General features: G+C 67.9%; 13 protein-coding genes and 2 tRNA genes. 4 read left to right on the forward strand and 11 right to left on the reverse strand.

Annotated features, from left to right (window positions below):
• The first annotated feature begins 9 nt into the window (after positions 1-9).
• Entirely contained in the window at positions 10-495 is a 486-nt protein-coding gene (locus tag ACWDV4_RS02080) for an ATP-binding protein (RefSeq protein ID WP_449974097.1), read from the forward strand.
• 67 nt (positions 496-562) lie between these two features.
• Here ACWDV4_RS02080 and ACWDV4_RS02085 read toward each other — a convergent pair whose 3' ends face one another.
• Both ACWDV4_RS02085 and ACWDV4_RS02090 read right to left on the reverse strand, forming a co-directional pair.
• Positions 563-1,504, reverse strand: coding sequence for a ribose-phosphate diphosphokinase (locus ACWDV4_RS02085; protein WP_449974099.1), 942 nt, complete (start codon positions 1,502-1,504; stop codon positions 563-565).
• A gap of 120 nt (positions 1,505-1,624) precedes the next feature.
• On the reverse strand, positions 1,625-2,455 hold the full coding sequence (locus tag ACWDV4_RS02090) for a phosphoribosylaminoimidazolesuccinocarboxamide synthase (protein WP_449974100.1): 831 nt from the start codon (positions 2,453-2,455) through the stop codon (positions 1,625-1,627).
• A 149-nt stretch (positions 2,456-2,604) separates the two neighbouring features.
• On the opposite strand from ACWDV4_RS02090, the gene ACWDV4_RS02095 reads away from it, so the two are divergent.
• Positions 2,605-3,942 carry an ABC transporter substrate-binding protein gene (locus ACWDV4_RS02095; protein ID WP_449974101.1) on the forward strand — a complete coding sequence of 446 codons (1,338 nt, stop codon included), beginning with the start codon at positions 2,605-2,607 and terminating at the stop codon, positions 3,940-3,942.
• A gap of 110 nt (positions 3,943-4,052) precedes the next feature.
• On the opposite strand, the gene ACWDV4_RS02100 is transcribed toward ACWDV4_RS02095, so the two are convergent.
• The 7 genes from ACWDV4_RS02100 to ACWDV4_RS02130 all read right to left on the reverse strand — a co-directional run bounded on the left by ACWDV4_RS02100 (position 4,053) and on the right by ACWDV4_RS02130 (position 10,782).
• Complete coding sequence (locus tag ACWDV4_RS02100; RefSeq protein ID WP_449974102.1) at positions 4,053-4,268, reverse strand: hypothetical protein; 216 nt, start codon at positions 4,266-4,268, stop codon at positions 4,053-4,055.
• 134 nt (positions 4,269-4,402) lie between these two features.
• A complete protein-coding gene (locus ACWDV4_RS02105; RefSeq protein ID WP_449974104.1) occupies positions 4,403-4,609 on the reverse strand; it encodes a hypothetical protein in 207 nt (68 codons plus the stop codon).
• 224 nt (positions 4,610-4,833) lie between these two features.
• Complete coding sequence (locus ACWDV4_RS02110) at positions 4,834-5,859, reverse strand: sporulation protein (RefSeq protein WP_449974105.1); 1,026 nt, start codon at positions 5,857-5,859, stop codon at positions 4,834-4,836.
• Positions 5,860-6,171: 312 nt separating this feature from the next.
• Positions 6,172-6,248: transfer RNA gene (locus ACWDV4_RS02115), tRNA-Met, on the reverse strand.
• A gap of 247 nt (positions 6,249-6,495) precedes the next feature.
• Positions 6,496-6,572, reverse strand: a tRNA-Met gene (locus ACWDV4_RS02120).
• A gap of 102 nt (positions 6,573-6,674) precedes the next feature.
• Positions 6,675-9,665 carry a UPF0182 family membrane protein gene (locus ACWDV4_RS02125; protein ID WP_449974106.1) on the reverse strand — a complete coding sequence of 997 codons (2,991 nt, stop codon included), beginning with the start codon at positions 9,663-9,665 and terminating at the stop codon, positions 6,675-6,677.
• Between the two features lie 100 nt (positions 9,666-9,765).
• The gene (locus tag ACWDV4_RS02130) at positions 9,766-10,782 is read right to left on the reverse strand and encodes a YlbL family protein (protein ID WP_449974107.1); all 1,017 of its coding nucleotides are present in this window, start codon (positions 10,780-10,782) and stop codon (positions 9,766-9,768) included.
• 125 nt (positions 10,783-10,907) lie between these two features.
• Here ACWDV4_RS02130 and ACWDV4_RS02135 point away from each other — a divergent pair, with 125 nt between their 5' ends.
• Positions 10,908-12,143: a zinc-dependent metalloprotease gene (locus ACWDV4_RS02135; RefSeq protein WP_449974108.1), complete on the forward strand. Its 1,236-nt coding sequence runs from the start codon at positions 10,908-10,910 to the stop codon at positions 12,141-12,143.
• A 55-nt stretch (positions 12,144-12,198) separates the two neighbouring features.
• Here the strand turns inward: ACWDV4_RS02135 and ACWDV4_RS02140 are convergent, their stop codons facing one another.
• On the reverse strand, positions 12,199-12,795 hold the full coding sequence (locus ACWDV4_RS02140; protein WP_449974109.1) for a hypothetical protein: 597 nt from the start codon (positions 12,793-12,795) through the stop codon (positions 12,199-12,201).
• A gap of 183 nt (positions 12,796-12,978) precedes the next feature.
• Positions 12,979-13,506, reverse strand: coding sequence for a M48 metallopeptidase family protein (locus ACWDV4_RS02145; protein ID WP_449974110.1), 528 nt, complete (start codon positions 13,504-13,506; stop codon positions 12,979-12,981).
• Positions 13,507-14,078: 572 nt separating this feature from the next.
• Between ACWDV4_RS02145 and ACWDV4_RS02150 the strand changes: the two genes are divergently transcribed.
• On the forward strand, positions 14,079-14,246 hold the full coding sequence (locus tag ACWDV4_RS02150) for a DUF5679 domain-containing protein (protein ID WP_184535915.1): 168 nt from the start codon (positions 14,079-14,081) through the stop codon (positions 14,244-14,246).
• Positions 14,247-14,344 lie beyond the last annotated feature (98 nt).

Below are 14,344 nucleotides of genomic sequence, written 5' to 3' on the forward strand. Positions count from 1 at the left end.
GGACGTGCAATGGCTGACAAGGAACCGCTCGCACCGGATACGGTGCCCTCCCTTGGCCTGCCCGTCCTGGTCGCCGAGGCGTTCGACGGGGCCGAGGTGACCGGGTTACGGCACGCGGTGGCCTCCTACGCCGAGGAGTCCGGGCTCGCCGGCCAGCGGCTGGACGACTTCGTGCTGGCCGTCAACGAACTGATCACGAACGCGGTCCGGCACGGTGGTGGCCGGGGCTGGCTACGGCTGTGGCGCGAGGACAGCACCGTCCGGTGCGAGGTCACCGACAGCGGCGAGGGTATCGACACCGACCAGCTCGGCCAGCGAACCCGGCCGGCGCCGGACACCGCCGGCGGTCGCGGGTTGTGGCTGGCCCGGCAACTCAGCGACGACATGGTGGTGTCGACCGGGGCGCGGGGCACCACGGTACGGATCAGCACCGCAGTGGCCCCGGCCGACCAGCAACGCGCTGATTGGCCCACGCCGTACAGCGACCTCAGCTGATCACAGCGACCTCAGCTGAAACAGCGAACGCAGCTGATTACGGCGACCTCAAACAGCAACAGCTTCCTCAGCTGAACAGGGCGCTGACCGATTCGCCGTTGTGGATGCGGCGGATCGCCTCGGCCAGCGCGGGCGCCACCGAGAGCACCTCCAGCTTCGGCACCCGCTTGTCGGCGGGAATCGGGACGGTGTTCGTACAGACGATCTCCAGTACTCCGTCCTGCTGGCTGAGCCGCTCGAGCGCGTCGCTGGAGAACAGCCCATGGGTGCAGGCCAACCGGATGGAGCGGACCTTCTGCTCCCGCAGATGGTCCATCAGCTCGATGACCGTACTGCCCTTGGCGATCTCGTCGTCGAGCACGATGACGTGCCGGTCCACGACATCCCCGATCACCGCACTGATCTTGACTCGGTCGTCGCTGAACCGCTGCTTCGCCCCAGCCGCCACCGGCGTACCCAGCATCCGGGCGAAGGCCGCCGCCTCCTTGGCGTTGCCCAGGTCGGGCGAGACCACGACAGTGTCGGTCAGGTCGTAGCGCTTGAAGTAGTTGGCCAGCTCGCGCAGGGCGTGCAGGTGGTCCACCGGCACGCTGAAGAAGCCGTGCACCTGCGGCGAGTGCAGGGTCATCGCCAACACCCGGTCGGCCCCCGCCGAGACCAGCAGGTCGGCAACCAGCCGGCCGCCGATGGAAATGCGCGGTGCGTCCTTCTTGTCCGACCGCGCGTAGGCGTAGTGCGGCAGGACCACCGTGGTACGCGCCGCCGACGCGCCCCGGGCGGCGTCGAGCATCAGCAGTAGCTCCACCAGATTCTCCTGGACCGGTGGCACCAGCGGCTGGATCAGGAAGACGTCCCGCTCCCGACAGTTGGCCTGCAACTGCACTTCCAGGCAGTCGTTGGCGAACCGTGAGGTACGCACCGGCAGCAGCGGTACGTCGAGGTGGGCACAGATCTCCGCCGCGAGTTCCGGGTGGGCACTTCCGCTGAACACAGCGATCTCTTCACGCACAGCGGCATGTTAACGGCCTGGTACGGCCCCGCCCGGCGGCAGCCTGCCAAACCGTGGCGCTGGCCGGCTAGACGGCGCTGGTCGCGGGCCAGCAGCGCTGGCCGGGCCAGCGAGTGGGAGCTACCAGGTACGTCCGGTGAGCCGCTGGTAGACGTCGACGTACCGGTCCCGGGTCGCCTCGACGACCTCAGCCGGCACCTCGGGAGCCGGCCCCTGCTTGTCCCAGCCGGTACCAACCGCCCAGTCCCGGACGTACTGCTTGTCGAAGGAGAACTGGACCCGGCCGGGCTGGTACGACTCGGCTGGCCAGAACCGGGACGAGTCGGAGGTGAGCACCTCGTCGGCGAGCAGCAGCTCCCCCGCCGGTGTCCAACCGAACTCGATCTTCGTGTCGGCCACGATGATGCCCCGCTCGGCGGCCAGCTCGGCCCCTCGACGATAGACGGCCAGGGTGACGTCGCGCAGCTCGGCGGCGGTCTCCTCGCCCACCTTGGCAACCACGTCGGTAAAGGTGATCGACTCGTCGTGCTCCCCGATCGGCGCCTTCGAAGTGGGCGTGAAGATCGGTTGGGGCAGCTTGGAGGCCTCGACCAGGCCGGGCGGCAACTCGACGCCGGAGACACTGCCCAGCTGTTCATACTCCTTGCGGCCGGAGCCGGTGAGATAGCCCCGGGCGATGCACTCGACGGGCACCATGCTCAGCCGCCGGCAGCGGATCGCCCGCCCGGCGAACTCGGCCGGTACGTCGGTCGCCGAGATCACGTGGTTGGGCACCAGGTCGGCCAACTGCTCGAACCACCACAGGGAGAGCGCAGTAAGCAGTTTTCCCTTGTCCGGGATCGGCGTCGGCAGCACGACGTCGTATACCGACAACCGGTCGGAGGCGACCAGGATCAGGTCCTCCCCGTCGGCGTACACATCCCTGACCTTGCCCGAATGCAGCAGTTCCACGGGCACTAGTAGAGCACGGCCAACCGTGACGGTCGTTTTCGCGTACCCGGACGGCCGTTGACACCCACCACAGTGGGCTGTGTAAATGGTCAGGATCTTCCGCACGCTCATGATCACCATGCCGGTGGCCGGTACCGTCAGGAGAATCCGTGTCCGCTTTCTCTCCCGCCCCGACCAGCCGACCGGCCGGAGCGGGACCAAGCCGGCGACACCTGCTCCGGACGACGGCTCTCGCCGGTTCGGCGCTGCTGGTAACCGGTGCGACGGGATGCACCAAGAAGGCCGCCCCGCCGGTCGACAGGCCGGTCCAGCTGTCGGTCTTCTGGTGGGGTGGGGACGAGCGGGCCGACCTGACCGAGCGAGCGCTGCATCTCTATACCCGGCGGAACCCGAACGTGACCTTCCGTACCACCTGGCAGGGGGCCACCGGTTACTACGACCGGCTGGCCACCCAGGCGATCGGCGGAAACGTGCCGGACCTGCTCCAGATCGACGACGGACACCTCAGTGAGTACGCCCAGCGCCGGATTCTGCTGGATCTCACCGATTTCGTCGCCCAGGATCGGATCCAACTGGGCGGCCTGCCCGCCAGTCTCGTCGACTACGGGCGGGTCGGGGGACGTACGGTGGCCGTCGCCGCCGCTGGTAACACGCCTGCACTGATCTACAACCGGGACCTGCTGCGGCGGCTGAACCTGCCGGAGCCACGCATCGGCATGCCGTACGACGCGTTCCTCCGCTGGGCCGCCACGGTTACCCAGCGCAGCAACGGCCGGGTCGCCGGCACCATGGATCCGTCTGCCGACTACAAGGTGCTGTGGTTGTGGCTGCGTACGCAGGGCAGGGAGCTCTACCACGGCCAACAGATCGGCTGCACCGCCGAGGATCTGACCCGGTGGTGGGAGTTGTGGCGAGGTGCCCGGACCCGGCGGGCGACCCTGGGCGCCTCGACGCTCCGGGGGACCGTGTCGACCGACCCGGCGCAGCACCCGCTCGTGACCAGTCGGGTCGCGACCAGTTTCGCCTGGTCCGACGAACTGACCAGGCTGCAGCGACAGACCCACGACGAACTGGCCCTGGTCTGCTACCCGGGGGCACCGGAGGCCCACTGGGAGCGGGCACCCATGTACTGGGCCGCGTACCACGGAACCCGTCATCCGGAAACGGTCGCCGACGTGATCAATTTCCTGACCAACGAGGTCGAGGTGGGCCAGATCCTCGGCATCGAGCGCGGTGTCAACGCGAACCTGAGTGTCCGCCGGGCTGTCGAGCAGACCCTGACCGATCCGGGGATGAGGCGTACCGCAGCCTATGCGAACGCGATGAACAGCTGGTTCGGGCCGACCCCGCTTCCCCCGCCGAATGGCCACGGCAAGGTCCAGACCCTGCTGGCCACCGCCGCAACGGACGTTCGGTCCGGTCGGCGGAGCAGCCGGACAGCAGCGGTCGAATTCGTCGCCCGAGCGAACGCCGCCCTGGCCAACTGAGCCCCGACCAAGCGATAAGAAGGGGCCCTTCCTAACGCCAAAAGCCCGCCGGCGCGTACACGGGTCGGCGCGGCACGCCGTCGTCGTACCTACAGGGGGCCGTTACTCCGTCAGCGCCGCCCGTTCCGCCGTCCCCGCATCACCAACAGCAAGATCACTACCACGATGCCGACGACGAAGAGGCAGCAGATCGCGCTGAAGACGCCGCCGAATCCCCGGGGCCGCCGTCGGGCCGCCTCCAGTGCGAGCACCCCCACGTCGGACGACGCCCATGCCGCCGCCGGCACCAGCAGCGCCAGCACCGCAGTGCCGACGATCGTACTCACGCGCGCCCACCACTTACTCAATGCAGACATGACCCCATCCTGCCTGGTCGGCGCAAGTCTGGCACCTGGTTGAACGCAGGCCGGCGGGACGGCACCCGAGGGACACCGTCCCGCCGACCTGCGGGGACCGCCGACTAGTCGGCCAGGATCACGATGGACTCAGCCCACCGGAAGTACTTGTTGGTGCCGAAGTCTCGGACGGTCTTGATACCGAATGCCTTGAGCAGCAGCTCAGCGTCGCCTTCCGAGACCCCCTGGATCGCGGTGACCGGGGCCTCCGCGAGTTCCTGAGCGCTCTTGCCCTCCCACTCCTTGGCCAGCTTCGCTTCCAGTCCCAGCATGTGCACTCCCTTCAGATAGCCCGGACCCACGCCGGGCCGTTGTGTGGGCCACGGTCCCCATGGCACCGAACGGCCGCCCATCCAGTAGGGACAGCGACGACCGGCGGGCCACTGGGCCATGGTCAGATCGGAGCGGTGACGGCGGCAGCTACCCGGCGCCTGCCGGATGGTCGAGCCGTGTCACCATCGGCCTCGGCTCACTCGTGCTCGCCGTCGACCTCAGTTCACTCGTCCTCGCCGTCGGCCTCATCCGACTCGTCATCGCCGTCGAACACCTCGTCGATGAGCATTCCCCCGGCGAAGCCGAGGGCGGCTCCGCCGACCGCTCCCGCGACGACCCCGCCCATGCCCGAGCCACGCTCGTGGTGCTCCTCGTAGTGGCCGCCATGTCCGTACGCGGGCGGGTAGCCACCCGCGTGCGGGTAGCCGGCCGGCGCCCCGTACGGGTTGCCACCGAACGCGGCGAGGGCCGCTTGGTGCCGGTCGACCGCCTGCCGTACCCACCCGTCGACCCGGGCGACCCAGTCGACGGTGTCCGCCTCGGCGTGGTCCACCGTGTAGCGGCTGATCGCGTCGTGGCTGTCGCCGCCGAACATCCCGGAGCGCTTGTCGAACTCCAGAATCACCTCGACGCCGTGCGGTGTCGCCACGAACGTCAGCTCGGCCGCGGCGATGCCGTGGTACTGCGGCGGCGCGAAGAACTCGATCTCCTGATAGAACGGCAGCGTCTGCGGTACGCCGTACAACTGGCCCCGCTCAAGGTCGGCCCCCTTGAACTGGAAACCGAGCCGACCGAACGCCTCCATGATCCGTTCCTGCACCGGGAGCGGATACACGTACACCGGGTCGAGGTCGCCCTTGTCGATCGCGCCGGAGACCGCAACCTCGGTACGCAGCCCCATCGTCATTCCGTGCAGCCGCTGCCCGTTCAGGTCGGTCACCGGGGTCTCCCACGGCATCAGCACCTGGAACGGGACCGACACCTGCTGCCCCGCCGCCAGGTGCAGCGGTCCGCCGACGCCGACCCGCAGGAACTCCACCACGGCGTCGTACTCGGCATCGCCGCCCTCGACCTCGATCCGGGTCACCAGGCTCACTGTCAGCTGCTCGATGTGCACGTCGTGACTGCCACCGGCAAGGTTGACCTGCCCCTGCAGCGGCAGCCCGGGGCGGGTGTTCGGGTTGGCCAGGACCGTGTCGACGCTCGGACCCCCCACGCCGAAGGCCCCCAGCATCCTCTTGAATACCACTCAACTCTCCCAACAACGGCTGACACCTACCCGCTCCATCTCCCCGCCGTGAGCACGTGAGTCGACGCAGTCGAGATCATCATCGTCCACTATGGAGCGCTTCGGCGCGAACCGTACCAATCGAAGCTGAATGGATGCTGTGAGCTACGCAACGGGTAGCGTACCCATCGAAGAGTTCTGAAGGCTCACCGGAATGAAGGATCACCGAGAATCACGAGCAGGCCGCGGGAAGCCGCCGGCACCTGGAGAACCCACAAAAAACGCCGCAGGCTGACACTCGAAATTTCGAGCACCAGCCTGCGGCGTCTTGATTGGTAGCGGGGACAGGATTTGAACCTGCGACCTCTGGGTTATGAGCCCAGCGAGCTACCGAGCTGCTCCACCCCGCGTCGGCCCGCTAACAGTAGCGCACCGGGTGACGTGGCCGCAAAACAGGTCGGAAAGAAGCCCGGATGTGCTGTCCGGCGAACCGGACAGGGGCTGAACCAGCCTGGAAAACACCGATGCCGTGAACGATGCGCGACTGTCACGCAGAAAACAAACAACGCCACCAGCCATGCAAAAGTAAGCAACGTCGACTGTCACACAAAAGCAAACGCCCCCGTTTCAGGTTTCCCTGAAACGGGGGCGTTTTTGTGGTAGCGGGGACAGGATTTGAACCTGCGACCTCTGGGTTATGAGCCCAGCGAGCTACCGAGCTGCTCCACCCCGCGTCGGCCCGCTAACAGTAGCGCACCGGGTGACGTGGCCGCAAAACAGGTCGGAACCCGCCCGAAGCAGCAGCCAGACCGACGTACGGGGACGGAGCCGGACGGTCAGCCCCCTGGCGAGGGGGGCGCGCTCGGCGGGGGTGTCCCAGCTGGCGTACTCGGGGAACCGGACGGGGCCGGGTTGGCCGCCTGCTGGGCCGCCTGGAAGGCGGTCATCGCCTCGTCCAGCGCCTTCAACGCCCGACCGTACCGCTCGAAGTCGCCGGAGGCCTGCGCCGCCTTGACCTCGGCGATCGCCGCCTGCACCTTTGCCGCCGCCGCCGCCAGATCCCCGGTCACCGGCGGCGTGCCGGTATCCGGTGACGTGGGTGGGGTACCGGTGTCCGGCTGCTGGGGCGTCGTCGCGCCGGCCTTCTTACCCTCCTCGATGAGCGCCTTGATGCCGTCGGTCATGTTGTCGGCCAACACGACGTATGAACCACCGTCGCCGTAGGACAACAGCACCTTCTGCAACGTCGGGACGGCATTGGTCTGGTTCTGCTTCACGTAGACCGGCTCGACGTAGAGCATGCCGTCGCCGAAGGGCAGCGAGAGCAGGTTGCCGTACTGCACCTGGCCCTGGTTCGAGGAGAGCCAGTTCAGCGACGTTCGAATGGAGGCGTTGTTGGTCATCAGTTGGTGCACCTGAACCGGCCCGGAGATTGCCGTCTGGTCCGGCAACTCGAGCACCTCCAGGCGCGGCTTACCGTCCACGTACGACCCGGAGATCAGCGCCGCGAGGTTCTGCCGGCCGGCCGGGGTAACCGTCGAGGTGAGCTGGAACCGGGCACCGTCCTGGCCAGGCAGCTGGGTCATCAGGTAGTAGGGCGGCTGCTTCTTGCCGCTGTCCGGCGCGTCCGGAACGTTCGGCACCTCCCAGAAATCCTGCCCCGAATAGAAGTCACCCGGGTCGGTGACGTGGAACTTCGCCAGCAGGTTGCGCTGCACCTTGAACAGGTCGGCCGGGTAGCGGAAGTGCTCGGCCAGCTCGGCCGGGATCTCCGCCTTGGGCACCACCAGGTCCCCGCCGAAGGCCTTGTTCCACGCCTTGAGCACCGGATCGGTGTCATCGAACTGGTAGAGCTTCACGGTGCCGTCGTACGCGTCGACGGTGGCCTTGACCGAGTTGCGGATGTAGTTGACGTTGGCCTTGGCGAGCTGGAACGTGCCCTGCCCGGTCAGCTCGTCCGTGGTCTCCGTCTGCAGGTTGACCTGCTGGGCGTACGGATAGGTGGCCGAGGTGGTGTAACCGTCGATGATCCACTGGATCCGGCCCCCGACCACCGCCGGGTACGGGTCACCATCCAGGGTCAGGAACGGGGCGACCTTCTCCACCCGGTCCCGGGGGTTACGCACGTACAGCAGCTTGGAGTTGTCGTTGATCGCCTCGGAGAGCAGGAAGTTGGTCTCCTGCTCCTTGATCGCGTAGAGCAGCTTGCGGGTGAACGACCCGATCTCCACCCCACCGCTGCCGGTGTAGGTGTAGTGCTGCTCGCCACCGGTGCTGGTCGGCCGGTCGAACTCGACGGGCCGGTCCTTGTTGACCTGGCCGACGATCGCGTAGTCGCCGTCGCCCATCTGCTCGCCGTAGTAGATACGCGGCTGCTCGGTGGGAATCTCCTCGGTCTGCGACGAGCACCCCTCCTGCCCTGCACGATCGCCGAGGAAGCCGGAGACGAAGAACGGCTTTCCACCGCAGACCACCTGGTTGGCCGGGGCGGCAACCAGGCCGTACCCGTGGGTGAAGACGGTGTGCCGGTTGATCCACCCACGCTGCTGGTCGGTCAGCTCGTCGTAGTTGATCTCGCGGACCCCGACCACGTAGTCCTGGGTCTTACGCTGGTCCGCCGCACCGAGGGTGTAGTGGTCGATGTCCAGCTTCGGGCCGAAGTCGTAGAAGCCACGGACCTGTTGTTGCTGGGTGTAGGTCTCAGAGACCACCTGCGGGTCGAGCAGTCGGACGTTGGGCACCACCGTCGTGTCGGTGGCAAGCGATGCTGGCGGCTTCAGGTTGTTCGCCGCGTACGGCGTCATCTGCGTGTCGCTCAGCCCGAACGCCGCCCGCGTCGCGTTGATGCTGCGCTCGATGTAGGGCGCTTCCTTGTCCTTGGCGCTGGGCTTCACCTCGAAGGTCTGCACCGCCCACGGGTAGACGCCACCGATCGCCACGGCGGAGATGCCGAGCAGGGCCAGCGAGATACCCGGCCAGACGAGGTTACGCATCACCGCGTTGGAGAAGACGATGATCGCCACCGCCACCACGATCGAGATCAGCGCCAGCGTCTCCTTGGCTGGCAGCAGGGCGTTGACGTCGGCGTAGCCAGCACCATAGAGCTTGGTGCCCTCGTTGTACTCCAGCAGCATCGCCCGCCGGTCCAGCACGTAGGCGACTGCCTTGAGCAGCACGAAGACGGCGACCAGGGTGGTCAGGTGGGCCCGTGCCGCGTTGGTCATCCGGTCGCCGGCGCCCTGTAGCCGTACGCCGCCGAAGATGTAGTGCATCGCCAACGCGCCGATCACCGCCAGCACGATGACGGTGAAGCCGAGCCCCAACAGGTAGCGCAGGAACGGGTACTGGAAGACGTAGAACCCGATGTCAATATTGAATTCCGGGTCCTTGGTGCCGAAGTCCTGGGCGTTGCGGAACAGCATCCACTGGCTCCACCGGCTCTGGCCGGAGAGACCGGCGAAGACGCCGACGATCAACGCGAGCACCACGATCCAGGTACGGATCCGAGGAGAGAGCACCATTCGGTAGCGATCCAGCGTGGCCTGCTCGATCGAATGCGGCCGCAGCATCGGCCGCAGCCGGTAGGCCAGCCACAGGTTGCCGCCGACCAGGACCGCCATGCCCAGCCCAACGGCCAGGAAGAGCAACAGTCGGGTGACCAGCACACCGGTGAAGACATCGGTGTAGGCAACCTCGTCGAACCACAACCAGTCCGTCCACGCCTGCACCCCCCACCCGAGCAGGGTGAAGAGCAGGAACACCCCGATCAGTACGCCGATCGTGACACGGCCACGTCGGCTCATTCTGGGTAGGGGACTGCTACGCATGACCACTGTTGGCTCCGCATGCTCGGTGTGACCGGCTCCGACCAGGCACCCAGAGTACGGGGTGTTCCTGAATGTCGTCGCCCAAGGTCAGCGTGCCTGGTCAGCAGCGCGTCGGCTGCCCTCCCGCCCGCAGCGTCTCCAGCGCGGTCAACGCCTCGTCGAGGGTGCCCACCTTGTACAGCGGCAGGCCCGGCTGCGGGTTGCGCAGCGCCTCGGCACAGTTGTCCGCGGGCACGAGGAAGGCTTTCGCACCGGCCGCCTTCGCGCCGACGAGCTTCTGCGGAATGCCGCCGATCGGTCCGACCTGTCCCTCCTCGTTGATGGTGCCGGTACCCGCAATGATCTTGCCGCCGGTCAGGTCCTCCGGGGTCAGCTTGTCCACGATGCCGAGCGCGAACATCAGCCCGGCGCTCGGGCCACCGATGTCCCCAAGGTCGATCTTCAGCTCGAACGGGTGGGGCTGCCGCTGCTCGATGGCTACCCCGATTCGTGGCTTACCGCCGTCGTCGGCCCGGCTGGTGACCGTCGCCGTACCTGGCACCCCGGCCCGGGTGTAGCCAATGGTCAGCTGGCTGCCGGCTGGCTTGGCCTGGACCAGGCTGGTGAGCTTGCGACCGTAGGTCACCGCCTCCCCGTCGACCGAGGTGATGATGTCCTCCGGTTGCAGTCGGCCGGCCGAAGGGCCGTCGGCAGTCACCGTCTTGACCACCACCTGGACCGGGTAGCCGAGCTTGCGTAGCGCCGCCGTCTCCGCACTGGTCTGGGAGGCGGCGAAGTCCTCCGCGTTGCGCTCGTCCACCTCCTGCTGGGTCTGCCCCGGCGGGTAGATCAACTCACGCGGTACCACCGCCTCGTCGCTGGAAAGCCAGCCGGCGATCGCCGACAACAGCTTCACGTTCGGCTGCACACCGACCGTGGTGAGCCGCAACTGCCCAGCGGAGTGGGAGGTCTCCTGACCGGAGACCTGGATGATCTGCTTGCCGTCGGACGTACCCAACGTGTCCACGGTCGGCCCGGGGCCGAGCACCACGTACGGAATGGGCGCCGCAAGCACCCCGATGCTGAGCAGGCCGGTGATCAGCGCGCCGAGGAGAACTGTGATGCCGCGACGTCTCATGCGCCAGAGCGTACCGATCGCCCTCCCCACCCCCGGCGGATGAACCCCTACTTCTCCCTGAGCTTCGCTCTTAGCGAATCACCTGGACCGGTGATATGCGTTCCGGCGCGCGTACCGTAGATGTCGTGCCTGATATTCCGTTCGGCTTCGCGCTTCCCGGTGGTCAACCACCAGACCCCAACGACCCTGCCGCCATGCAGCAGTTCATGGCCCAGCTGCAACAGATGCTCGCCGCGCCGGGCAGCGGCCCGGTCAACTGGGACCTGGCCCGCCAGGTAGCGGCCAGCCAGCTCGCCACGACCGGCGACCCGGCCGTCACGCCGTACGAGCGCAACGCGGTGGAAGAGGCACTCCGACTGGCCGACCTGTGGCTGGAGCCCACCTCCGCGCTGCCGTCGGGCATCCACAGCCTGGTCTCGTGGAACCGCAACGAGTGGATCTACAAGACCCTCGACGTCTGGCGCAAGCTCTGCGACCCGGTCGCCGCCCGGATGGTCGGGGCCATGGGTGACCTGGTGCCGCCGGAGGCCCGCGCCCAGCTCGGCCCGATGCAGTCCATGGTCGCCACCCTCGGCGGCGCGCTCTTCGGCGGCCAGCTCGGACAGGCGCTCGGCTCGCTCGCCGCCGAGGTGCTCTCGGCCGGCGACATCGGGCTACCGCTCGGCCCGGCCGGCACCGCCGCGCTGATCCCCGCCAACATCAAGGCGTACGGCGAGGGCCTGGAGCTGCCCGAAGACGAGGTACGCCTCTACGTCGCCCTGCGCGAGGCGGCACACCAGCGACTCTTCCAGCACGTGCCGTGGCTGCGGGGACACGTCCTCACCGCCGTGGAGATGTACGCCTCCGGCATCACCGTCAACCGGGAGGCGATCGAGGAGGCGATGGGTCGGGTCGACCCGACCAACCCGGAGTCGATGCAGGCGATGGCCCTGGAGGGGATCTTCACGCCGGAGGACACCCCGGCGCAGAAGGCCTCCCTGGCCCGGCTGGAGACCGCGTTGGCCCTGGTCGAGGGCTGGGTCTGCCACGTCGTCGACAGCGCGGCCGGGGAACGGCTGCCCAACGTGGTCCGGCTCGGCGAGGCGTTCCGCCGCCGGCGGGCCGCCGGTGGTCCGGCCGAGCAGACCTTCGCGGCGCTGGTCGGGCTGGAGTTGCGCCCGCGCCGGCTCCGCGAGGCCGCCGCCCTCTGGGCCGCGCTGACCGAGCACCGGGGCATCGCCGGTCGGGACGCCCTCTGGGGCCACCCCGACCTACTCCCCTCCGGCGAAGACTTCGCCGACCCCGAGACGTTCGCCCGGTCCCAGCTCGACCTCGGTGATCTGGGCGACTTCGGCGACTTCAACTTCGACAAGCCCGAGTGAAAGGAAGGGCCCCTTCTTATCGTTTTTTGCATAAGAAGGGGCCCTTCCTAACACCTCAGCGGGCGAGCAATGCCCGAGTGAGCTCCCAGCCTTCGATGGCTGGGTCGAGGGTGGGCAGATCGGCGGGACCGCCCAGCCGACGCCAGCCGGGCGTCGCCGCCACCTCGCCGGGGCGTGTCGCGGCGGACCGCAGCCCGGTGAGGTCCGCCGTATCCAGGTCGATCTCCGGCAGCCAGTCCGGCGCGGGCAGGCGTACGGCGACGCCGAGCAGTCCACCTCCGCCGCTGTTCGGTGCCACCGCCACGGTACGACTCGACAGCGGGCGCAACAGCTTGCCCAGGATCAGTCCAGGTACGTCCGGCGCGTCCGCGGCGAGCACGGCCACCTGGTCGTACCCATCGGCGGCGGTAGCAGCGGCGACGGCGTTGACGGTCCGGGTCGGAACGTCGTAGATCGGCATCCCGGGCCAGGCCACGACATCAGCCAGGGGGCGGTCGGCGGCGACCACCGCGATCGCTGGGTCCACCCCGTTGAGGGTGGCGATCAGGTCCACCACGTCCTCGGCCAGCGCGGCCCGCCAGGTCGTCGGATCAGTCCCAGCGGGTGCCCAGCCAATCGGCCCGGGCAGCACCACCACCGTACGTCGCACCATCCGCTGAGGGTAGCCAGCGGCGGGCTGACCTCAGCGGCACCGCGCGGGGGCGATCATGATGTCTCCGCCGCGTCGTCCGGGAGCCGGCTCAATCGTCCGGCGCCGGCTCGATTACGTCACGGGGCCGGCTCGATTACATCTGGGGCCCGGCTCGATCGCCGTCACAGGGCCGGCTCGATTACGTCACGGGGCTGGCTCGATGCCGGAGGCGGCAATGCCCTCCAGGTAACCCCGCGCCCGTTCGGCCTTCGGATAACGCCCGACCAGCGCCCAGAAGCGGGCGTTGTGGTTGGGCACCACAAGGTGGGCCAACTCGTGCAGGAGCACATAGTCGATCACCCAGTCGGGCATGTCCTGGATCCGGTGCGAGATACGAATCGTTCGGTCGGCGGGGGTACACGAACCCCACCGGCTGTTCTGGTTGGTCACCCAGCGGACGCTGTCCGGGATGGCCCCCGCACCGTGCTCGCTCAGATAGCGGCCGATCAGGCGACGGGCTCGTACCAGCAGTTCGTCGTCGGTACGGACGAGCCGCTTCTCGCGGGCGGCGAGTCTGGCGAGCATCCGGTCAACCCACTCGCTCTCCTCCGCGCGGGAGAACTGGTCCGGGATGAGCACGACGATCCGCTCACCATCGCGATAGGCGGACACCGTCCGGCGCCGACGCTGACTGCGCCGTACCTCGACGACCGGCTTTCGCGCCCCAGCCATTACTGGCCCGCGCAGCCCCGGGTTCCGCTCACGAAGGAAAGCTAATGGGTAATGACCAGGGGACCGCAAGAGTCAACGCGCCGACGAGCGCCAGAAAAACACCGGTTAGGGATGAATCGTCCTAGAAAATTCTTGCCCGAAATTCAGAAACGATCTTTCCGGGGCAGCCCAGACGCCCCACCTCGCCAGGGCCAGCCATCCCGACCCGCCAGGTCCAGTCACCCCGACCCGTACGACATGCCTGGGCGCTCGCTGCCGTACGACCACACCGTAAACGATCACTCCCCGTGTTGATTCCGGAGGCCGTCCGCGAGGCATATTGGGCGCTTCACCCGGCGTGTCCCTGCGAAACTGACTTATCCGACCTATTACGGCATGCACACTCTCGTCGTCGGCTTCCTCACAGTGTCGATGCATTGCCGACATGGGACCACCCACATCTGGGTAGGGTCCGCGGACCGGCGGTCACGTGGGTGGCCGCGGAGAAACCCCGGCGCCGGGGCTACCTGGCCCGCCGTCGGGGGCCCGCCCGGATACGCAAGATCTGGCGGGCCAAGGACGAGGAGGGCATCGTGGCTGAGAAGGCCCAGACCTACAACGGTTACTGCGTTAAGTGCAAGGAAAAGCGCGACTTCGAGGGCACCGTCGAGGTCTCCAAGACCGGCATGAACATGGCCAAGGGCAAGTGCCCGGTCTGCAGCACGACAGTCAACCGGATCCTGGGTAAGGCGAAGGTCTGACCAGGTTCCGGTAAGCACGAACCGCGGGAAGGGGCGGCCGGCCGGGCGCCCCCGGCCCCGGCCCGCCACCCCCGCCCCCCCCCCCCCAACGCACCCCC

The organism is Micromonospora sp. NPDC003197, assembly GCF_053590565.1.